18 protein-coding genes are annotated in these 19,609 nt (G+C 67.6%); 12 read left to right on the top strand and 6 right to left on the bottom strand.

Going from position 1 to position 19,609, the window contains the following annotated elements; all coding sequences use genetic code 11:
• Nucleotides 1–70 precede the first annotated feature (70 nt).
• Nucleotides 71–1,504, bottom strand: coding sequence for a Glu/Leu/Phe/Val family dehydrogenase (locus OCH239_RS13070; RefSeq protein ID WP_037263411.1), 1,434 nt, complete (start codon nt 1,502–1,504; stop codon nt 71–73).
• 380 nt (nt 1,505–1,884) lie between these two features.
• Between OCH239_RS13070 and OCH239_RS13065 the strand changes: the two genes are divergently transcribed.
• Genes OCH239_RS13065 through OCH239_RS13055 form a run of 3 tightly spaced genes read left to right on the top strand, consistent with a single transcriptional unit; the run spans nt 1,885 to nt 4,569 of the window.
• A complete protein-coding gene (locus OCH239_RS13065) occupies nt 1,885–3,327 on the top strand; it encodes a TadE/TadG family type IV pilus assembly protein (RefSeq protein ID WP_051489459.1) in 1,443 nt (480 codons plus the stop codon).
• Nucleotides 3,324–3,899, top strand: coding sequence for a TadE/TadG family type IV pilus assembly protein (locus OCH239_RS13060; RefSeq protein WP_037263409.1), 576 nt, complete (start codon nt 3,324–3,326; stop codon nt 3,897–3,899). The genes OCH239_RS13065 and OCH239_RS13060 overlap by 4 nt, the downstream gene beginning before the upstream one ends.
• A gap of 13 nt (nt 3,900–3,912) precedes the next feature.
• The gene (locus OCH239_RS13055) at nt 3,913–4,569 is read left to right on the top strand and encodes a TadE/TadG family type IV pilus assembly protein (RefSeq protein WP_084782438.1); all 657 of its coding nucleotides are present in this window, start codon (nt 3,913–3,915) and stop codon (nt 4,567–4,569) included.
• A 6-nt stretch (nt 4,570–4,575) separates the two neighbouring features.
• Here the strand turns inward: OCH239_RS13055 and OCH239_RS13050 are convergent, their stop codons facing one another.
• Nucleotides 4,576–5,055: a hypothetical protein gene (locus tag OCH239_RS13050; RefSeq protein WP_037263406.1), complete on the bottom strand. Its 480-nt coding sequence runs from the start codon at nt 5,053–5,055 to the stop codon at nt 4,576–4,578.
• 125 nt (nt 5,056–5,180) lie between these two features.
• On the opposite strand from OCH239_RS13050, the gene OCH239_RS13045 reads away from it, so the two are divergent.
• From OCH239_RS13045 to OCH239_RS13035, 3 genes are read left to right on the top strand one after another with little or no spacing between them, the layout of a single operon-like run.
• On the top strand, nt 5,181–5,864 hold the full coding sequence (locus tag OCH239_RS13045) for a haloacid dehalogenase type II (protein ID WP_037263403.1): 684 nt from the start codon (nt 5,181–5,183) through the stop codon (nt 5,862–5,864).
• A 26-nt stretch (nt 5,865–5,890) separates the two neighbouring features.
• Entirely contained in the window at nt 5,891–6,718 is an 828-nt protein-coding gene (locus OCH239_RS13040) for an alpha/beta fold hydrolase (RefSeq protein ID WP_037263399.1), read from the top strand.
• A 5-nt stretch (nt 6,719–6,723) separates the two neighbouring features.
• Nucleotides 6,724–7,692, top strand: coding sequence for a threonine ammonia-lyase (locus tag OCH239_RS13035; RefSeq protein ID WP_037263397.1), 969 nt, complete (start codon nt 6,724–6,726; stop codon nt 7,690–7,692).
• On the opposite strand, the gene OCH239_RS13030 is transcribed toward OCH239_RS13035, so the two are convergent.
• From OCH239_RS13030 to OCH239_RS13020, 3 genes are read right to left on the bottom strand one after another with little or no spacing between them, the layout of a single operon-like run.
• Nucleotides 7,689–9,020 (bottom strand): MATE family efflux transporter, encoded by a 1,332-nt coding sequence (locus OCH239_RS13030; RefSeq protein ID WP_037263394.1) that lies wholly within the window; start codon nt 9,018–9,020, stop codon nt 7,689–7,691. The two genes, OCH239_RS13035 and OCH239_RS13030, sit on opposite strands and share 4 nt — an antisense overlap.
• Nucleotides 9,013–9,522 carry a PaaI family thioesterase gene (locus OCH239_RS13025; protein WP_037263391.1) on the bottom strand — a complete coding sequence of 170 codons (510 nt, stop codon included), beginning with the start codon at nt 9,520–9,522 and terminating at the stop codon, nt 9,013–9,015. The genes OCH239_RS13030 and OCH239_RS13025 overlap by 8 nt, the downstream gene beginning before the upstream one ends.
• A complete protein-coding gene (locus OCH239_RS13020) occupies nt 9,519–9,944 on the bottom strand; it encodes a PaaI family thioesterase (protein WP_037263389.1) in 426 nt (141 codons plus the stop codon). Before OCH239_RS13020 ends, OCH239_RS13025 begins: the two co-directional genes overlap by 4 nt.
• Nucleotides 9,945–10,181: 237 nt before the next feature.
• Here OCH239_RS13020 and OCH239_RS13015 point away from each other — a divergent pair, with 237 nt between their 5' ends.
• The 6 genes from OCH239_RS13015 (at nt 10,182) to OCH239_RS12990 (ending at nt 17,697) form a co-directional block, all read left to right on the top strand.
• Nucleotides 10,182–10,571, top strand: coding sequence for a MerR family transcriptional regulator (locus OCH239_RS13015; protein WP_037263387.1), 390 nt, complete (start codon nt 10,182–10,184; stop codon nt 10,569–10,571).
• A gap of 227 nt (nt 10,572–10,798) precedes the next feature.
• Nucleotides 10,799–11,203, top strand: a complete 405-nt coding sequence (locus tag OCH239_RS13010; RefSeq protein WP_037263384.1) for a MerR family transcriptional regulator — start codon at nt 10,799–10,801, stop codon at nt 11,201–11,203.
• A gap of 30 nt (nt 11,204–11,233) precedes the next feature.
• Nucleotides 11,234–13,015, top strand: coding sequence for an acyl-CoA dehydrogenase C-terminal domain-containing protein (locus OCH239_RS13005; protein ID WP_037263381.1), 1,782 nt, complete (start codon nt 11,234–11,236; stop codon nt 13,013–13,015).
• Nucleotides 13,016–13,590: 575 nt separating this feature from the next.
• Nucleotides 13,591–14,229, top strand: a complete 639-nt coding sequence (locus tag OCH239_RS13000) for a glutathione S-transferase family protein (protein ID WP_037263379.1) — start codon at nt 13,591–13,593, stop codon at nt 14,227–14,229.
• Nucleotides 14,230–14,272: 43 nt separating this feature from the next.
• On the top strand, nt 14,273–15,484 hold the full coding sequence (locus OCH239_RS12995) for an acetyl-CoA C-acetyltransferase (RefSeq protein ID WP_037263376.1): 1,212 nt from the start codon (nt 14,273–14,275) through the stop codon (nt 15,482–15,484).
• Between the two features lie 14 nt (nt 15,485–15,498).
• Complete coding sequence (locus tag OCH239_RS12990) at nt 15,499–17,697, top strand: 3-hydroxyacyl-CoA dehydrogenase NAD-binding domain-containing protein (protein WP_037263373.1); 2,199 nt, start codon at nt 15,499–15,501, stop codon at nt 17,695–17,697.
• A gap of 268 nt (nt 17,698–17,965) precedes the next feature.
• Here the strand turns inward: OCH239_RS12990 and xseA are convergent, their stop codons facing one another.
• On the bottom strand, nt 17,966–19,507 hold the full coding sequence (gene xseA, locus OCH239_RS12985; RefSeq protein WP_037263371.1) for an exodeoxyribonuclease VII large subunit: 1,542 nt from the start codon (nt 19,505–19,507) through the stop codon (nt 17,966–17,968).
• Between the last annotated feature and the right edge of the window lie 102 nt (nt 19,508–19,609).

Raw genomic sequence — 19,609 nt, 5'->3', positions numbered from 1 at the left:
TGCGGCACCAGATAGAGCCGGCACCGCCTTCGTGAAAGCTACGAGGGGGTAACCGGCGAAGTTTCGCGGATCAAAGGCCCTTGGCCCGGTAGGACGCGGCGACCCGCTGAATGGCCACCATATAGGCGGAGGTCCGCAGATCGGTGACGTCCGAGCGCTCGCGCCACGGCTGGCGCAGCGACTGGTAGGCGATCCGCATCGTGTCATCGAGGCCCGAGCGCACGAGCTCGAGCTCGTCGGCCCCGCGCAGGTACTTCTCCTTGAAGCCCGGCGTCATCGACCACGCGCCCCCGAGATAGTGGTCGAGCCGTTCGAGCTCGTCGACGATCAACTGGTGGCGCGCCTCCTCCTGGCGCCGTCCCATCCGGCCGAAGCGGATGTGGCTGAGGTTCTTCACCCATTCGAAATAGGACACCGTGACGCCGCCGGCATTGGCGTACATGTCGGGCATGATGACCACGCCCTTCTGCCGCAGGATGTCGTCCGCGCCCGCCGTGACCGGCCCGTTCGCCGCCTCGACGATGAGCCGCGCCTTGATCCCGTGCGCGTTCGAGAGGTTGATCACGCCCTCGAGGGCCGCGGGAATGAGGATGTCGCATTCGTGCTCGAGCACGGCGTTGCCGTTCTGGGTGTAATCGGCATCGGGGCAGCCCGCGACGCCGCCGGTCTCCTGGATATGCGCGCGCACCGCCTCGATGTTGAGGCCCTTGGGGTTCATGACCGCCCCGTCGCGCTCGATCACCGCTGTGATCTTGGCGCCGTCCTCCTCGCTGAGGAACTTCGCCGCATGGTAGCCCACATTGCCGAGGCCCTGCACGATGACCCGCTTGCCGTCGAGCCCCCCTTCGAGCCCGGCCGTCGCGACGTCCTCGGAATGGCGAAAGAATTCACGCATCGCATATTGGACGCCGCGCCCGGTCGCCTCGATCCGCCCGGCAATGCCCCCGGAATTGAGCGGCTTGCCGGTGACGCAGGCGCGCGCGTTGATATCGGTCGTGTGCATCCGGCTGTACTGGTCGGCGATCCACGCCATCTCGCGCTCCGACGTGCCCATGTCCGGCGCGGGCACGTTCTGGCTCGGATGGATGAGGTCGCGCTTGATCAGCTCGTAGGCGAAGCGCCGGGTGATCTGCTCGAGCTCGTGGGCGTCCCATTCGCGCGGATCGACGCGCAGACCGCCCTTCGAGCCGCCGAACGGCGCCTCGACCAGCGCGCATTTGTAGGTCATCAGCGCCGCCAGCGCCTCGACCTCGTCCTGGTTCACGCTCATCGCGAAGCGGATGCCGCCCTTGACCGGTTCCATGTGCTCGGAATGCACCGAGCGGTAACCAGTGAAGGTGTGGATCGACCCGCGCAGGCGCACCCCGAAACGCACCGTGTAGGTCGCGTTGCAGACCCGGATCTTCTCCTCGAGCCCGGGGCTCAGGTCGCAAAGCTTGACCGCGCGGTTGAACATCATGTCCACGCTCTCGCGGAACGTCGGCTCGTTTGTCGGCAGTACCATGGTCTCTCCTCGGCTCCCGTCCCTCGTCATTGTTCCGGCGGCCGGCTGCGGGGTCGCCTCCGCCGTCAGGTCATAGCCTAGCCCGCCTGCCGGTCGGGGACACGTGCGCAAGCCCAAATTTTGAGCGCGACTCGGTCCGGCACATTCCCGTCGCCGCTTTGAAGACAATCAGGCGGGTCCGGCAGAGACCGTTCACGAGATCGCACATTAGCCGATCGAAACCATACTCGCCTGACGCAATTTCGCCGATTTGAATATGTGGGGTCTCTCCCGATCGGTCGTGGCTCCGCCGGCACCTGACCCCGCGCCCCTCCGAACACAGACGAGTAAGACGGCTTTTTCGAGTTCCCCCGGATCGGATCCGGGCAGAAAGGTACGGCATGTCCGATAACACGCTCCGGACGCATGTCCCCGCACGTCCCCATGGCACGGCCCGTGAGACCCGGGCGCTCCAACAGGGGCGCGTTTTCTCCTTCCTGCGCAGCGAGGACGGCTCCATGTCGATTTTCGCGCTCTTCACCGCGCTCTCGCTCGTCGCCATCGGCGGGATCGGGATCGACTACATGGTCGCCGAATACAAGCGGACGAACCTGCAGAACACGCTCGACCGGGCGGTCCTCGCCGCCGCCGACCTCGAACAGATGGTCGAACCCGATCTCGTGGTCGTGGACTATCTGAGCAAGATGTCCCTCGGGGACGCGTTGACGAAGGTGACCTCCGAGCAGGGCGTCAACTTCAAGGACGTCAGCGGCGAGGCCTCGACCGAGCTCGCGTCGAACTTCACCAGCATTCTCGGCGTGCAATCGCTCAACGCCTCCGCCAGCAGCCGGGCCGAGGAGCGCATCGCGAATGTCGAGATCTCCCTCGTGCTCGATATATCGGGGTCGATGGCCCAGAACGCCAAGATGGCCAACCTCAGGTCCGCGGCCGACACGTTCATCGACACCGTGCTCACCGATGAGAACGAGGATCTCATCTCGATCTCGCTCGTGCCCTATTCCGAACACGTCAATGCCGGTCCGGAGCTGACGAGCCGTTTCGACGTCGCCTGGCGCCACCCCTATTCCCATTGCCTCGAAGTCGACAATTCGCAATTCGACGATACCGCCTTCGACATGACCGTCCGCTACGAGCAGGCGCAGCATTTCCAGTACAATTCCGCCTCCCGGAATACGGTCGAGAACACGGTCTGCCCCCGATATTCCTACGAGCGGATCCGGACGATGTCGAAGGACGCGGAGGCCCTCAAGGGCCAGATCGCGCAGTTCACGCCCCGCGCCGGAACGTCGATCTTCATGGGCATGAAATGGGCGGCGGCCCTGCTCGACCCCGCGCACCGACCGTTGATCGACGGCATGATCGGTGACGGCCAGGTCGACGGTGTCTTCGCCGGTCGCCCGGCGGACTGGAACGACGTGAACACGCTCAAGACCATCGTGCTGATGACCGACGGCGAACACGACAGGTCCCACCGGATCTACGAGCAATGGTACAATTCACCGTCGGAATACGAGCACTGGAACCTCTACAACGCGACGTGGTGGCGGAACCAGTATCTCAGCAGCTCCCAGCGCCAGTACTTCTACGAGCCGAAATACAGCAAGAGCGAGGGGGACGAGCTGCTCGGCCGGATCTGCGACGCCGCCAAGGAAAGGGACATCGTGATCTGGTCGATCGGCTTCGAAGTGCAGGATCACGGGGCCGAAGTCATGAAGAACTGCGCCTCGTCCCCCGCCCATTTCTTCCGTGTCGAGGGCACCGAGATCGAGACCGCGTTCTACTCGATCGCCCGCGCCATCAACCAGCTGAGGCTCATCCAATGATCGCCGCATGTATCGCAGGCCTCCGGAGCTTTGCCCGGAAGGACGACGGATCCGTCACCATCCCGACAGTGCTGTGGACGGCCGCTTTCCTCGGATTGCTGACCTCGGGCGTCGAGATCGGCATCGTCACGGCGCGCGAGACGCAGCTCGAACAGGCCCTCGACAAGACCACCCGCGACGTTCGGCTCGGGACGGGGACGGCCTACGACCGCCAGTCGCTCAAGCAGAGGATCTGCGAACACGCGACGATCCTGCCGGATTGCCTGGAGACGCTGCAGCTCGAGATGGTCAGGCTCGACATTCGCGACTGGCAGACGCCGCCGCGCGAGATCCAGTGCAAGGACATGACCATCGATGCGACCCAGAGCGGCTCGGACGGTGGCCCGTCCGACGAGGTGCTGCCTCAGGTCGCCTTCGATTACGGCCGCGAGAACGAGCTGATGATGCTCCGGGCGTGCTTCAAATACGAGCCGATCTCGCCACTGACCATGTTCGGCGCCAATCTGCAGACGGATGTGGACGGCTATACCAACCTGGTGGCCAAGGCTGCCTTCGTTCACGAACCGCTTTGAGGGGGAACAGGGAATGGTACATCGTATCGCCACCGCACTCCGCCGCTTCCTGACGCGCGACGAGGGCGACGCCACCGTCGAGAGCGTGATCGTGATGCCGGGACTCTTCTTCGTCCTGGGGGCGCTCTGGGTCTGGCACGACGTCGGCCGGCAGGAAACGCTCGAACAGCGCATCAACTACACGATCGGCGACATGATCTCGCGCGAGACCAACCCGATCGACGACAGCTATATCGACGCGACCTACAACCTCGCACTGGCGATGCTCGACAGCACGTCCGAGCGCAGCGACGTCCGGATCAGCGTCGTCAGGCAGACCGAAAAGCTGAGCTCGGGCAACCAGAACTACGAAATCGTCTGGAGCGAGGCACGCGGTGCGCGCGAGGCGCTCTCGGGCAGCATCAACCAGATGTCGGACCGGCTGCCGCTGATGGCCCGCAACGACCAGGTCATCGTCGTTGAGACCTGGCGCGACTACACGCCCGTGCTCGAGGCGGGACTTCTGCCCTACGAGATCGCGTCCTATTCCTTCACCCGCCCCCGCTTCGCGCCGCAGGTCAAGTTCGGCGCCGAAGAAGAGCAGACCGCGAGCGCCGGCGGCGACAGCGGTTTTGACGACAGTCCGGGCGGCCCCTCCGTCTGCCAGGTCTACTGGTGGTGGTGTTCGTGAGGCAGCTCACCGCTCCGCGGTCAGGGCCGCGATGATGTCCGCCATCGGCCGCGTCTGAGAGCCGGAGGTCACTCCGCCGACTGCGACCCTGCGACCGAGGCGCCACCAAAGGCCCGGCCGCCAGGCCCGCTCCCGGCGCCGGTCGAGCGTCAGCACGAAGCCGTTCGAGGGCTTCATTGCAAAGGCCGAGCGGTCGACCCGCGCCACCTCGTCGATCCGCGCGAGCGTCTCGCCGCCGCGCTCGCGCAATTCCGCGCGGGTCAGCTCGAGCACCGCTCTCGTCGCGATCTGCATTTGCCGCGCGCCCCAGAGCGCCACCGCCGCCATGGCAAGGAGCCCGAGCCGCCAGGCAAACCCGAGCGGCTGCGACAAAGCCAGAGCGACGAGCAGCACACCGAGCGCCGCCACCGCGCCGACCCCGACGACGCGCCGCGCGGCCGAGGCGCGCACCACCGCCAGAACCTCGCCTTCCGTGTCGTCCTGCATGCTCCGCCCTCCCTTCGGCCCCGGTCCTGCTACAGACCGCACGGCCCGGGGGGAAGTCCCGCCCTTTCCGACAGCGGCGGCCCGTGCCAGTGTCGCCCCGACCCTACCCCCGGCAAGGACCGCACATGGCCATCACCACCTGCATCTTCGACGCCTACGGCACGCTCTTCGACGTGGGCGCCGCCGCGCGCGGCGCTGCTTCGGAGCCAGGGCGCGAGGCTCTCGCAGAGCACTGGCAGGCGCTGGCCGCCGACTGGCGCCAGAAGCAGCTGCAATACACCTGGCTGCGCCAGATCACCGGCGAATACGTGAGCTTCTGGCAGGTCACGCAGGACGGGCTCGACTGGGCGCTCGAGCGCCGCGGCCTGCAGGGCGACGCCGAGCTGCGCGAGCGGCTGCTGCAGCTCTACTGGGAACTCGATGCCTACGAGGAGGTGCCCGAGGTCCTCGCGCGTCTCAAGGCGGCGGGCAAGACCACGGCCATCCTCTCGAACGGCAATCCCGAGATGCTGCAGGGCTCGGTCGAGGCGGCGGGGCTCGGCGAGTATCTCGACGACGTGCTCTCGGTCGACAGCGTCGGCGTCTACAAGCCCCACCACAGCGTCTACGACATGGTGGAAGAACGCTTCGTCTGCGCGCGCGATGAGGTGCTCTTCGTGTCGTCGAATGGCTGGGACGTCGGCTCGGCCGCGGGCTACGGCTTCGACACCGCATGGGCCAATCGCGGCGGCGAGCCCGTCGATCGCCTGCCCGCGCGGCCGCGCCACGTCCTCGACGACCTCCGCCCGATCCCCGAACTCGCGGATTGACGTCCCGCTCCCCAGAAAGCCACCCGATGCCGAACTTCACCACCTCCGACGGCCTGTCGCTCTTCTACACCGACGAGGGCGAGGGCCTGCCGCTTCTCTGCCTCGCCGGCCTCACCCGCGACCACCACGATTTCGACTATCTCGTCCCGCACCTTTCGGACGTGCGGCTGATCCGGCTCGACTATCGCGGCCGCGGGCAATCGGAATGGGGACCGCACGAGACCTACACCATCCCCGTCGAGGCGCGCGACGCGGTCGAGCTTCTCGACCATCTCGGGCTCGAGCAGGCCGCGATCCTCGGCACCTCGCGCGGCGGCCTCATCGCCATGATGCTCGCCGCTACCGCCAAGCCACGCATCAGCGGCGTCGCCCTCAACGACATCGGCCCCGAGATCGCCGACGAGGGCATGGAGGTCATCCGCGGCTATCTCGGCCGCAATCCGACATGGACCAGCTATGCCGAGGCCGCCGAGGCGCGGCCCGGGGTCATGGCTGGCTTCGAGGACGTCCCGCCCGAGCGCTGGGACGCCGAGGTGCGCAAACATTACCGCGAAGGCCCGGACGGGCTCTCGATCCGCTACGACCCGCTCCTGCGCGATGCGGTCCTGAACTCGGGCGCGCAGCCGATGCCCGATCTCTGGCCGCTCTTCGACGCGCTCAAGGGTCTGCCGCTCTGCGCCCTGCGCGGCGCGAACTCGAACCTTCTCAGCGAGGCGACTTTCGCCGAGATGCAGGAGCGCCGCCCCGACATGATCGCCGCGACCATCCCGGGCCGCGGCCACGTTCCCTTCCTCGACGAGCCCGAGGCGCTGACAGCGCTCGGCCGCTGGCTCGACATGCTGCGCGCGGAGTGACCCCCATGGACATCGACCGCATCCGCGCTGCCGCCGCGCGCCTCGACGGCCATGCCCGCCGCACGCCGCTCCTCTCCTCGCCCTTCCTCGACGAGATCGCGGGCCGTCGCGTTCTGGTAAAGCCCGAATGCCTCCAGCATACCGGCAGCTTCAAGTATCGCGGCGCCCGGTCCGCCCTCTCGGCGATGGACGATGCCGTCCGCGCCAGGGGCGTTCTCGCCTATTCCTCCGGCAACCACGCGCAGGGCGTCGCCCGCGCCGCTCAGGAATTCGGCGTGCCCGCGGTGATCGTGATGCCCGCCGACGCCCCTGCCCTCAAGATCGCCAACACCCGCAGCCTCGGCGCCGAGGTCGTGCTCTACGACCGCGCGACCGAGGACCGCAACGCGCTCGGCGCGCGGCTCGCCGAGGAGCGCGGGCTCTCCCTCGTCAAACCCTTCGACGACCCGGAGGTGATCGCCGGACAGGGCACCACCGGTCTCGAGATCGCGGAGGATGCAAGCGCGCTCGGCATCGAGAGCGCCGAGGTCCTGGTCTGCTGCGGCGGCGGCGGCCTCACCTCCGGGATCGCTCTCGCGCTCGAGGCGGACGCCCCGGGAATGCGCGTACGCCCGGTGGAACCACAGGGCTTCGACGATACCGCCCGGTCGCTCGCGAGCGGTGAGATCACCCCCCACGGCCAGCCCGAACGGGGGCTTTGCGACGCGATCCTGACGCCCGCGCCGGGGCAGCTCACCTTCCCGATCCTGAAGCGGCTTGCCGGTCCGGGACTCGCGGTCTCGGATGACGAGGCGATGCGCGCGATGGCCCTCGCCTTTCAGCGGCTCAAGATCGTCGCGGAACCGGGCGGCGCCGTCGCCCTCGCCGCCGCGCTCTTCCACGGGGACGCGCTCGAGGCGGACACGGTCATCGTCACCGTCTCGGGCGGCAACGTCGATGCGGCCACCTTCGCCCGCGCCCTCGACACGCTCTAGAGCGCGGCCCGCTCCAGCGCCGGGTAGCGGGCCCCGAGGGTGATCGCGCGGAACACGAAGGACAGGCTCATCGCCGCCCAGAGCCCGTGCATGCCGAAGGCCGGCATCAGCGCGAAGACGGCGGCGAAGTAGCCGGCGGCCGACAGCACCATCATGTTGCGCATGTCGCCGGTGCGCGTCGCCCCGATGAAGATGCCGTCGAGCATCCACGAGGCCAGTCCCAGCACCGGCGCCGCCACCATCCACGGAAGATACACCCGCGCCTCGGATTGCACGTCGGCATTGTCCGCCATCACGTCGATGATCCAGGGCCCGAAAGCCCAGAAGAACGCCGCGAGCCCGACGCTCACGATCAGCCCCCAGAGCGACGACATCCACGCCGCCCGCCGGAGCGCGACGATTGCGCGCGCGCCGAGCGCCTGCCCGACCATGGCCTCGGCGGCAAAGGCGAAGCCGTCGAGCCCGTAGGCGGTGATCTGCAGGAACTGCACGAGCACCTGCGTCGAGGCGAGCGTCACGTCGCCGAAATCGGACGCGAACATCAGGAACGACAGGAAGATCGATTGCAGCAGCAGCGACCGCACGAGGATGTCGGTGTTGACCTGCGCCATCCGGACGAGCTTCTCGCGGTCGAAGACTCGCGCCCAGTCGCGCCAGTCCGGCACCCGGAACGCCGCCCGGCAGAGCCAGAGACCGAGGACCAGCCCCGACCATTCGGCGATGAACGTCGCCACCGCGACCCCGTTCACGCCCCAGCCGAGCCCGAGCACGAACCACAGGTCGAGCACGATGTTGACGCCGTTCATCCAGACCTGCAGCACCAGGACCGCGCCGGTGCGCTCCTTGGCGATCAGCCAGCCGAGCAGACCGAAGATCGCGATCGCCGCCGGCGCCGACCAGATCCGGATCGCCATGTAACCGCGAGCCAGATCCTCCACCTCGGCGCTCGCCGGAGAGATCGCGAAGGCCGCCCAGAAAAGGAGGGGCTGGAGCACGATCAGCACCGCGCCGCCGCCGAGTCCGATCATCACCACGCGCGTCAAGATCGCGGCGACCTCGGCGCTGTTGCCCTGCCCCGCCGCCTGCGCGGCAAGGCCCGTCGTGCCCATGCGCAGGAACCCGAAGACCCAGTAGATCGCCGACAGGATCACCGCGCCGATCCCGACGGCGCCGATCGGTGCCGCGAGGCCCATCTGCCCGACGACGCCGGTATCGACCGCGCCGAGGATCGGCACCGTCGCGTTCGACAGCACGATCGGCAGCGCGATCTTCAGCACGCGCCCGTGGGTGATGTCCCGCGGCGCCGCGGCTTGCAGGACCTCAGCCATCGCCGCGCGGCATCAGGAAATGCGCGGCGCCCTGCGCGATGGGCCGGTCTCGGTTGTCCTGCCACGCCTCGGCCTGAACGCTCGCGTAGCGCCGCCCCGACCGCGTGACGCGGGCCCGGGCGTAGGAATCGCGTGGCAGGCCCGAGCGCAGGTAATCCACGGTGAAATCGATCGTCTTCGGCAGCCGCGGGAGCTGCCCCGCCTCGAGATCCGCCACCTCGATCTTACCCGATTCCACGTCTTCCCAGAGCCAGAGATAGGAGAGCGAGATGAGCGCCGTCACCTCGAGGAACGCAGCCGTCACCCCGCCATGGATCGCCGGCAGGAACGGATTGCCGATGAGATTCTCGCCGAAGGGCATTACGCCGGTCAGCTCGTCGCCGCGCCGGTCGAACCGGATCCCGAGGAAGTTGATGTAGGGCACGCCCCCGACGAGCGCGGTGAGAGCTGCATCGCGGCGCTGCTTGATCACCTGCACGGGTTCGGGCGGACGGCGGCTCATGAATTGCGCTCCACGGTGAACGCGCCCGCCGCGGTGGCGACGGGCCGGTCGCGGTCGTCATCGGTCGCGGTCGCCCGCACGAAGGCGACCGAGCGCGTGACATGGTAGCAGGTCGCCTCCGCCACGATGGTCTGACCCGGGACCGCCGCGCGCATGTAGTCGATGCGCAGATCGATCGTCGCCGTCCCCGCGGGCGCCTCGGGATGGCTCATTACCGCGGCGCCGCCGCAGGTGTCCATCAGCGCCGAGACCGCGCCGCCATGGATGACCCCGGTCTGCGGATCGCCGACGAACCGCTCGTCATAGGCCATCTCGATCCGCGCGAATCCGTCCGAGATCTCGGTGATCGTCATGCCGAGCGCGCGCGCATGGGGAATCGTCTCGATGAATTGCCGGGCGATCCGGGTCTTGTCCGCTGTCATGCATCACGTCCTGAAAGTCTCGGATCCGTTTCACCATGCCGGCACGCTCCCGGCAAGCCACCGCCGAAGCAGCCCCGGAGCGGCCATCGACCACGGCAGCCCCACCTTCCGCACAGAATATGGCGCGCAAGTAACCGCACGCTTCAGGGGAGCCGACCGGCAGCGCTCCGCGCGCAGTGGTTGCCGAGCCCGACCTGACCGCATAGATGGGGTGCGACTTCCCTGACGGAACCGGACATGACCGACGAGACACGCCTCAGTTTCAAAGAGATGTGCGCACGGTTCGACGTAACTCCGCGCACGTTGCGCTATTACGAGTACATCGAGCTCCTGCAGCCCGAGAAGGCCGGCCGGTCACGCTACTACGGCCCGCGGGAAATCGCGCGCATGACCCTGATCATGCGCGGCCGCCGCTTCGGCTTCCAGCTCGAGGACATCCGCCAATGGCTGCTGATCTACGAGAAGGAAGGCACCGAGGCACAGATGCGCGCCTGGATCGCGCTAGCCGACCGGCAGATGAGCGAGCTCGAGGACCAGCGCCGCCAGCTCGATGCCGCCATGGACGAGTTGCGCGCCCTGCGCGATGAAACCGCCGCCTCGCTCGAGGAAGACCCGAGCGAGGCATAACCCCCGAATCCGGCGAGACGCACCGCACTGTGGCGTCCGCTTCGCGGCCTGAAAACGTGACTCCCCCATCAAGAAAATGTCGCCTGACCCCAGGTTACCTTGATTGATGTTACGTCAACTACGGAGTGACGCGACGTATCGCTTACGTCAACTTCGGGCCCCGTTGTAGGACACACCCACGTGCTGCATCTCGCTGCGACCCTGCTGCGAATGAGCCAAGGAAAAAGATGACCGACGACGCCACCATGACGATCCGCGAGATGTGCGACGCCTACGAGGTGACCCCGCGGACCCTGCGATTCTACGAAGCCAAGGAGCTGATCTTCCCGATCCGTCAGGGTCAGAAGCGCCTCTTCACCCGGCGCGACCGCGCGCGGCTCAAGCTGATCCTGCGCGGCAAGCGCTTCGGCTTCAGCCTCGAGGAGATCCGCCAGCTTCTGGATCTCTACCACATGGGCGATGCGCAGGCGACGCAGATCGAGAAGACCTACGAGGTGGCCGAGGGCCGTCTCGCCGACATGAAGGCGCAGCGCACCGAGCTCGACACCGCCATCGCCGAGCTCGAGGAGCAGATGCGGTGGGGCGAGAAGATGCTCGCCTCGCTGAAGGAGCCCAAGCGGGCCGCCGAGTAACCAGAGCCGTTCCCGAGGGAGGAGACGACAATGCCGATCTACAACGCCCCCACGAAGGATATGGGCTTCGTCCTGCACGAGGTCCTCAAGATCCACGAAGCCGATATCCCCGGCTACGAGGAGCTTGACGCCGAGACCACCGCGGCGATCCTCGAGGAGGCCGGCAAGCTCTCCGAAAACGTCCTCGCGCCGCTCAACCCGGTGGGCGACAAGCAGGGCTGCACCCTCGAGAACGGCGTCGTGCGCACGCCGGAAGGCTTCAAGAACGCCTACGAGCAGATGCGCGCGGGCGGCTGGATGGGCCTCGACGCCGATCCCGAATACGGCGGTCAGGGCATGCCTTATGTCCTGAACATCGCCGTCGGAGAGATGTTCGTCTCCTCCAACATGGCCTTCAACATGTACCAGGGCCTGACGCACGGCGCCTACGCGGCGATCCACGCGCACGGCTCCGACGAGCAGAAAGAGACCTATCTGCCCAACATGGTGGACGGCATCTGGTCGGGCACCATGAACCTCACCGAGCCCCATTGCGGCACCGATCTCGGCCTCATCCGCACGAAGGCCGAGCCGCAGGACGACGGCAGCTACTCGATCACCGGCTCAAAGATCTGGATCTCGGCCGGCGAGCACGACCTCAGCGAGAACATCGTCCACCTCGTCCTCGCCAAGGTCCCCGGCGGCCCCGAAGGCGTGAAGGGCATCTCGCTCTTCATCGTGCCGAAATTCCTCGTCAACGAGGACGGCAGCCTCGGCCAGCGCAACGGCGTCTCCTGCGGCGGGCTCGAGGAGAAGATGGGCATCCACGGCAACGCCACCTGCGTCATGAACTACGACGGCGCCAAGGGCTTTCTCATCGGCGAGCTGCACAAGGGCATGCGTGCGATGTTCACCATGATGAACGAGGCCCGCCTCGGCGTCGGCCTGCAGGGCTACGCGCAGGGCGCCGTCGCCTACCAGAACGCGCTCGCCTTCGCGCAGGACCGCCTGCAGGGCCGCGACGTGACCGGCGCGAAGAACCCGGACGGCCCGGCCGATCCGATCATCGTGCATCCCGACGTGCGCCGGAACCTGCTGCACCAGAAGAGCTTCGTCGAGGGCGCCCGCGCCTTCGCCTTCTGGGGCGCGCAGATGATCGACCGCGCCCGCCGCAACGAGGACGCGGCGGCCGAGGGCATGATTTCCCTGCTGACCCCGGTCATCAAGGGCTTCCTGACCGACAAGGGCTTCGAGACGACCGTGCTCGCGCAGCAGACCCTCGGCGGGTCGGGCTTCACCCAGGAATGGGGGCTCGAGCAGTTCGTCCGCGATGCGCGCATCACCATGATCTACGAGGGCACCAACGGCATCCAGTCGCTCGACCTCGTGGGCCGCAAACTGGGCGCGGACGGCGGCAAGCACGTCATGGCCTTCTTCGACATGGTCAAGAGCTTCATCGCCGAGAACAAGGGCGCGGACGAGACGCTCGACGCGCAATTCTTCGAGCCGCTCAAGACGGCGTCGAAGGACCTGCAGGCGGCGGGCATGTACTTCATGCAGAACGGCATGAAGGCGCCCAACAACGCGCTCTCGGGCTCCTACGACTTCATGCACCTCTTCGGCCATGTCTGCCTCGGCCTGATGTGGTCCAGGATGGCGATCGCGGCGAAGGCGGCGCTCGACGGCGGCACCTCGGACGAGGCCTTCTACAAGGCCAAGCTCGCCACGGGCCGCTACTACATGGCCCGCCAGCTGCCCGAGACCGCAACGCTCCTGAAGCGGATCGAGAGCGGCGCGGACCCGGTCATGGAGCTCGACGCGGCGAGCTTTTGAGACCCGGGCGAGGCGAAACTCTCGGCTCCGGGACCGCGGTGCCAATCGGTGAGTGCCCGGGACAGCCTCGCAAGAGGTGCCGCGCGGGCCGCTCACATTCGCCGCGGCAGGCCTCGTTACGGCCGACTAGTCCGGCTTCCCGAGGAGGGAGCCGGACTGGCGAGACAGCTCGGGTGAGGACCTTTGGGAGGGGGCAAGCCGGTGAAGATAAATGCCCATAGAGCTCGATCCGGAGACGCTGCCCCGGCGTGGCGCGTCCCCGCGATCTCTCGCCGCCTCCGGCGGGAGTATTTCTGCCAAGAAGAAGGCGGACCGGACATCGAACCCTGTTGGTGCAGCGCGGGCAGCAGCCGGTCCACCCCGCCGGCCGGCACGGCCCTTGAACGGAACGCGGGCGGGCCGGCAGGGCTTCTCCTTGGACGGCCATCGGCTCTCCAGCCTGTACCGTATCCGTACGATTGCGCCCTCGAAGTTAAGACGTGCTTAGCGACACCGCGCCCCCGCTTCTTCTTGGCAAAAATACTCCCGCCGGAGGCATCCCGAAGACTCCACGGGCGCTCCGGAAAGGACATCGCATGACGCTCAAGCTGCACTGCTTCGGTGAATCCGGCCATTCCTACAAGGCTGCGCTCGCGCTCTCGATGCAGCGGCTCGACTGGGAGCCCGTGTTCATCGACTTCTTCAGCGGCGAGACCCGAGGCGAGGAATACCGGCGCGACGTCAACGAGATGGGCGAGGCGCCGGTGCTGGTCGACGGCGACATCCACCTCACGCAGTCCGCCGTAATCCAGCAATACCTGTCGGAAAAGACCGGCAACCTCGGCGGCGAGACCCCGGAAGAGTCGCGCGAGATCCTGCGCTGGCAGTTCTGGGACAACCACAAGCTCTCGAGCCAGGCGGGCATGCTGCGGTTCCTGATGAACTTCCTGCCCGAGAAGAAGCGCCCGGCAGAGGTGATCGACTTCACCAGGAACCGGCTCAAGGGCGCCTACCAGGTGCTCGACGCACATCTCGAGCCCCGCGACTGGATCGTCGGAACCGGCGTCACGAACGCCGATCTCACCTGCTGCGGCTATCTCTACTATCCCGAGCCCTTCGGCTTCGACCGCACCGACTGGCCCCATATCGACGCCTGGCTGACGCGGCTCTCCGAGCAGCCCGGCTGGGCGTCGCCCTACGATCTGATGCCGCGGGCCTTCCCGCCCGCGCAATGACTGCCGCGCGCCGACGCGCCCGCGAACTGACCAAGGAGGCACCATGACCGACGCCTATATCTACGACGCCATCCGCACGCCGCGCGGCAAGGGCCGCAAGGACGGCGCGCTGCACGAAGTGACCGCAGTCTCGCTCTCGGCGCAGGTGCTCAACGGGCTCCGCGAGCGCTCGGACCTGAACGGATACGATTTCGAGGACGTTATCTGGGGCAACGCCACCCAGGTCGGTGAACAGGGCGGCTGCCTTGCGCGCACCGCGGTGCTCGCCTCCGACCTCGACGAGCGCATCCCGGGCCTCTCGATCAACCGCTTCTGCGCCTCCGGCATGGAAGCCGTGAACCTTGCCGCCAATCAGGTGCGCGGCGGCGCCGGCGAGGCCTACATCGCCGGCGGCGTCGAGATGATGGGCCGCGTCGCGATGGGCTCGGACGGGGCCGCGATCGCCGTCGATCCGTCGGTGGCGATGTCGAGCTACTTCGTGCCGCAGGGCATCTCGGCCGACATCATCGCGACCGAGTACGGCATCAGCCGCGACGACGCCGACGCCTTTGCCGTCGAGAGTCAGAAGCGCGCCGCCGCCGCCTGGGAAGACGGGCGATTCGCCAAGTCGATCCTGACCGTGCGCGACGTGAACGGCCTGCCGATCCTCGATCACGACGAATACATGCGCCCCGGCACCGACATGCAGTCGCTCGGCGCGCTGAAGCCCTCGTTCAAGGACATGGGCGAGACCATGCCCGGCTTCGACAAGATCGCGATGCTGAAATACCCGCATCTTGCGGGCATCAACCACATCCACCACGCCGGCAACTCGAGCGGAATCGTCGACGGCGCCGCCGGCGTCATCGTCGCCTCGAAGGAATGGGGCGAGAAGCACGGGCTCAAACCCCGCGCGCGCATCAGGGCGACCGCCAAGATCGGCACCGACCCCACGATCATGCTCACCGGCCCCGTGCCCGCGACCGAGAAGATCCTCCGCGAGAGCGGCATGCAGATCGGCGACATCGACCTCTTCGAGGTGAACGAGGCGTTCTCGTCGGTTGTGCTGCGCTTCATGCAGGCCTTCGACGTCGACCACGGCAAACTCAACGTGAACGGCGGCGCCATCGCCATGGGCCACCCGCTCGGCGCGTCGGGCGTCATCATCATCGGCACGCTCCTCGACGAGATGGAACGGTCGGACCGCGAGACCGGCCTCGCCACGCTCTGCGTCGCCTCCGGCATGGGCGCCGCGACCATCATCGAGCGCGTGTAAGGGAGATCAAGACAATGACCGATTTCACCATGGACAAGGGCGCCGACGGCGTCGCTCTGATCACCTGGGACTGCGAAGGCAAGTCGATGAACGTCCTCTCGATGGAGGCCGGGAACCACCTCGAGAGCCTGATCGACGACGCGCTCGCCGACGACGCGGTCAAGGGCATCGTCATCACTTCCGGCAAGGACAGCTTCGCCGCGGGGATGGACCTCAACGCCATCGCCGCGATGAAGGACGCCGCCGGGGACAACCCCGCGCAGGGGCTCTTCGACGGCGTCATGGGCCTGCACCGCGTGCTGCGCAAGATCGAGCTCGCCGGGATGGATCCCAAGACCCAGAAGGGCGGCAAGCCCATCGCCGCCGCCCTGCCCGGCACCGCGCTCGGCATCGGGCTCGAGCTGCCGCTCGCCTGCCACCGCATCTTCGTCACGCCCGATCCCAAGGCCAGGATCGGCCTGCCCGAGATCATGGTCGGCATCTTCCCCGGCGGCGGCGGCACCACCCGCCTCGTGCGCAAGATGGGCGCGATGGCGGCCTCGCCCTTCCTGCTCGAGGGCAAGACGCAGGACCCGATCAAGGCGCAGAAGGCCGGCCTCGTGGACGAGGTCGTGGCCGATCCGGTCGGCGCCGCGAAGGAGTGGGTGCTGAAGGCGGGCGATGCCGACATCGTCAAGCCGTGGGACCAGAAGGGCTACAAGATGCCCGGCGGCGCGCCCTATCACCCGGCGGGCTTCATGACCTTCGTCGGCGCGAACGCGATGGTCCACGGCAAGACGCAAGGCGTCTACCCGGCGGCCAAGGCGCTGCTCTCGGCGGTCTACGAGGGCGCGCTCGTGCCCTTCGACACCGCGCTCAAGATCGAGGCGCGCTGGTTCACGCATGTGCTGATGAACCCGTCCTCGGGCGCGATGATCCGCTCGCTCTTCATCAACAAGGGCGCGCTCGAGAAGGGCGCGAACCGCCCAGATGTCGCCGACGAGCGGGTGAAGAAGGTCGGCGTCCTCGGTGCGGGCATGATGGGCGCCGGCATCGCGCTCGTCTCGGCTCAGGCCGGGATCGAGGTGGTCCTGCTCGACCAGTCGGTCGAGAACGCCCAGAAGGGCAAGGCCTATTCCGAGAGCTTCATGGACAAGGGCATCCAGAAGAAGAAGGCGACACCCGAGAAAAAGGACGAGGTGCTGGGCCGCATCACGCCCACGGACAACGTGGACGACCTCAAGGCGTGCGACCTGATCGTCGAGGCCGTCTTCGAGGACCCGAAGGTGAAGGCCGAGATGACGCAAAAGGTCGAGGCGGTGCTCGGCGAGGATGCGATCTTCGCCACCAACACCTCGACCCTGCCGATCACGGATCTCGCCAAGGCTTCGAAGCGTCCGGAGCAGTTCATCGGCATCCACTTCTTCTCGCCCGTCGAGAAGATGATGCTGGTCGAGATCATCAAGGGCCGCGAGACCGGCGACCGGGCCGTTGCCAAGGCGCTCGACTTCGTGCGCCAGATCCGCAAGACGCCGATCGTCGTGAACGACGCGCGCTTCTTCTATGCCAACCGCTGCATCATCCCCTACATCAACGAGGGGATCCGCATGGTGGGCGAGGGCGTGAACCCGGTGCTGATCGAGAACGCGGCGAAGCAGGTCGGCATGCCGCTCGGTCCGCTGCAGCTCGTCGACGAGACCTCGATCGACCTCGGCGCCAAGATCGCGCGGGCCACCAAGGCGGCGATGGGCAACGACTACCCGGACGAGGCGGTCGACGAGATCATCTTCTGGATGGAGGGCGAGGGCCGTCTCGGGCGCAAGTCGAACGCCGGCTTCTACGCCTACGACGAGAAGGGCAAGCGCGAGGGCCTCTGGGAGGGCCTGGGCCAGAAGTTCGCACTCGCGGACGAGCAACCCGACGTGACCGAGGTTCAGCACCGCCTCCTGTTCGCGCAGGCGCTGGAAGCCGTGCGCGCGCTCGAGGAGAATGTCCTCCTCGACATCCGCGAGGGCGACGTCGGCGCGATCCTTGGCTGGGGCTTCGCGCCGTGGTCGGGCGGCCCGATCTCGTGGCTCGACATCATCGACGCGCCCTTCGCGGCGGAGACCTGCGACCGGCTCACTGAAAAGTTCGGCAAGCGCTTCGAATGCCCGGCGCTCCTGCGAGAGCTCGCCGAGAAGAACCAGACCTTCTACGGCCGCTTCGCCCCTGCAGGCGCCGAAGCCGCCTGACCCGAACGAAGGCCGGGGGCTCTGCCCCCGGACCCCCGGAGTATTTTCGCCAAGAAGAAGAGCTAAGAGCCCCATCCGGGGCTCTTTTTTCGTCCGACCTCAACGAGACTCACGGAACCCGGTTCCGATTTCTCACGCGTGAACGATAGGTTCCGGCACGCGTGACCCTGACGTTGCCCTGTGGCATTGCCAAAGGACACCCCTCCTTCTTCTTGGCAAAAATACTCCCGCCGGAGGCGGTTCGACGTCAGCGGCCGGCAAGCCGGCGTCAGAAAAGAGACCCCTGCTCCGGCGCCTTGCCCTTCTGTGCCGCCTTCTTCGGCGGGCTGCCGCCGCCGAGGCGCAGACGGCCGTCATGGAACTCGATCTCGAGGCCCGAAGCGGCCTCGGCCGCGGCCTTTCCGGTCACCACATGTCCGTCGCCCCGCACGACCGCGTAGCCTCTCCGCAAGGTCTCGCGATAGCCCAGCGTCTCGCGGAGGCGGTCGAGCGCGTCGAGCCGGCTGCGCTGCGTGCGTGTCCCTTCGGCAAAAACGGCGTCGAGCCTGCGCGAAAGGTTTGCAAGCCGCTCCGCGCCCTGCCCGATCTCGGCACGGATCGCGCGTCCGCCGAGCCGGTCCGAGACGCGCCCGAGGCGCTCGCGTCTCGCCGCAACAAGGCGCAGATGCGCGGGAGCGAGGCGCGCGCTCCATTGCGAGACGCTCCGCGCGCCTTCGGTGGCACGGGCGCGGAGCAATCCGGGTCGCAGCGAGCCTGCCGCTTCGGTGAGCGCAAGCCTGCGGGTCTGCACGCCGCGGACAAGCGCCGCGGGCAGCCGCTCGGAGCTCCAGTCGAGCCGCTGGCGCGCCGCGTCGAGCAGCGTCTCGGGCCGCGGCAGCGCGCGGGAGAGGTCGCGCAGTCGCTGGCCGCGCACCTCCAGACGGTAATTCGCCGCCCGCGCCATCCGCACCTGCATCTCGCCGGTCCAGGCCAGCAGATCGCGGCGCACCGGCACCGCGATCTCGGCCGCGGCCGTCGGCGTCGGCGCGCGGCGGTCGGAGGCGAAGTCGATGAGCGTCGTGTCGGTCTCGTGGCCCACCGCAGAGATCAGCGGGATCTCCGACGCAGCGGCGGCGCGGACCACCACCTCCTCGTTGAAGCCCCAGAGGTCCTCGACCGACCCGCCCCCGCGCGCGACGATCAGCACGTCGGGCCGCGGCAGCGCTCCGCCCGGCGAGAGCGCGTTGAACCCGGCGATGGCGCGCGCGACCTCCGGCGCGCAGGCCGCGCCCTGCACCGCCACCGGCCAGATCAGCACCTTGCGCGGAAACCGCTCGCGCAGCCGGTGCAGGATGTCGCGGATCACCGCGCCCGAGGGGGAGGTCACCACACCGATCACCTCGGGCAGGTAGGGCAGCGGGCGCTTGCGCTCGGGGGCGAAGAGCCCCTCGGCCTCCAGCATCGCCTTGCGCTTCTCCAGCATTGCCATCAGCGCGCCCTGCCCTGCGGGGCGGATCTCCTCGATGACGATCTGGTATTTCGACTGGCCGGGGAACGTGGTCAGCCGCCCGATCGCGATCACCTCGAGCCCTTCCTCGGGCTGGGTCTCGACGCGCGCGGCGACGCCCTTCCACATCACGCCCGAGATGACCGACCGGTCGTCCTTGAGATCGAGGTAGATGTGCCCTGAGCGCGGCCGCGACACCCGTCCGATCTCGCCGCGGATGCGGACATGACCGAACTCGCCCTCGATCACCCGCTTCACCGCGCCCGAAAGCTCCGAGACGGTGAATTCGGGCGTGTTGCCGCCCTCGTCCTCGATCAGGTCCATGTCGCCTCCGCGCCCGTTCGCGCGCAGGGTAACGCCGCCGACGCCGGGGCGAAAGCCGGTCACGTCGTCTTGTGCGGCACCACCCCCGCCGCTAGGAGACGG

Source organism: Roseivivax halodurans JCM 10272, from assembly GCF_000521785.1.
Taxonomy (GTDB): domain Bacteria; phylum Pseudomonadota; class Alphaproteobacteria; order Rhodobacterales; family Rhodobacteraceae; genus Roseivivax; species Roseivivax halodurans.
The sequence above is the reverse complement of the archived record's forward strand: the minus strand, read 5'-3'. Positions and strand labels throughout refer to the sequence as shown.

What these genes read in the sequence shown, in the direction of transcription:
- OCH239_RS13060 (WP_037263409.1), top strand. Translation starts at nt 3,324, where the DNA reads ATGATCGCCGCATGTATCGCAGGCCTCCGGAGCTTTGCCCGGAAGGAC.
- OCH239_RS13000 (WP_037263379.1), top strand. Translation starts at nt 13,591, where the DNA reads ATGACGCTCAAGCTGCACTGCTTCGGTGAATCCGGCCATTCCTACAAG.
- OCH239_RS13035 (WP_037263397.1), top strand. Translation starts at nt 6,724, where the DNA reads ATGGACATCGACCGCATCCGCGCTGCCGCCGCGCGCCTCGACGGCCAT.
- OCH239_RS13025 (WP_037263391.1), bottom strand. Translation starts at nt 9,522, where the DNA reads ATGAGCCGCCGTCCGCCCGAACCCGTGCAGGTGATCAAGCAGCGCCGC.
- OCH239_RS12995 (WP_037263376.1), top strand. Translation starts at nt 14,273, where the DNA reads ATGACCGACGCCTATATCTACGACGCCATCCGCACGCCGCGCGGCAAG.
- OCH239_RS13010 (WP_037263384.1), top strand. Translation starts at nt 10,799, where the DNA reads ATGACCGACGACGCCACCATGACGATCCGCGAGATGTGCGACGCCTAC.
- OCH239_RS13040 (WP_037263399.1), top strand. Translation starts at nt 5,891, where the DNA reads ATGCCGAACTTCACCACCTCCGACGGCCTGTCGCTCTTCTACACCGAC.
- OCH239_RS13055 (WP_084782438.1), top strand. Translation starts at nt 3,913, where the DNA reads ATGGTACATCGTATCGCCACCGCACTCCGCCGCTTCCTGACGCGCGAC.
- OCH239_RS13050 (WP_037263406.1), bottom strand. Translation starts at nt 5,055, where the DNA reads ATGCAGGACGACACGGAAGGCGAGGTTCTGGCGGTGGTGCGCGCCTCG.
- OCH239_RS13005 (WP_037263381.1), top strand. Translation starts at nt 11,234, where the DNA reads ATGCCGATCTACAACGCCCCCACGAAGGATATGGGCTTCGTCCTGCAC.
- OCH239_RS13015 (WP_037263387.1), top strand. Translation starts at nt 10,182, where the DNA reads ATGACCGACGAGACACGCCTCAGTTTCAAAGAGATGTGCGCACGGTTC.
- xseA (WP_037263371.1), bottom strand. Translation starts at nt 19,507, where the DNA reads ATGGACCTGATCGAGGACGAGGGCGGCAACACGCCCGAATTCACCGTC.
- OCH239_RS13045 (WP_037263403.1), top strand. Translation starts at nt 5,181, where the DNA reads ATGGCCATCACCACCTGCATCTTCGACGCCTACGGCACGCTCTTCGAC.
- OCH239_RS13070 (WP_037263411.1), bottom strand. Translation starts at nt 1,504, where the DNA reads ATGGTACTGCCGACAAACGAGCCGACGTTCCGCGAGAGCGTGGACATG.
- OCH239_RS12990 (WP_037263373.1), top strand. Translation starts at nt 15,499, where the DNA reads ATGACCGATTTCACCATGGACAAGGGCGCCGACGGCGTCGCTCTGATC.
- OCH239_RS13065 (WP_051489459.1), top strand. Translation starts at nt 1,885, where the DNA reads ATGTCCGATAACACGCTCCGGACGCATGTCCCCGCACGTCCCCATGGC.
- OCH239_RS13030 (WP_037263394.1), bottom strand. Translation starts at nt 9,020, where the DNA reads ATGGCTGAGGTCCTGCAAGCCGCGGCGCCGCGGGACATCACCCACGGG.
- OCH239_RS13020 (WP_037263389.1), bottom strand. Translation starts at nt 9,944, where the DNA reads ATGACAGCGGACAAGACCCGGATCGCCCGGCAATTCATCGAGACGATT.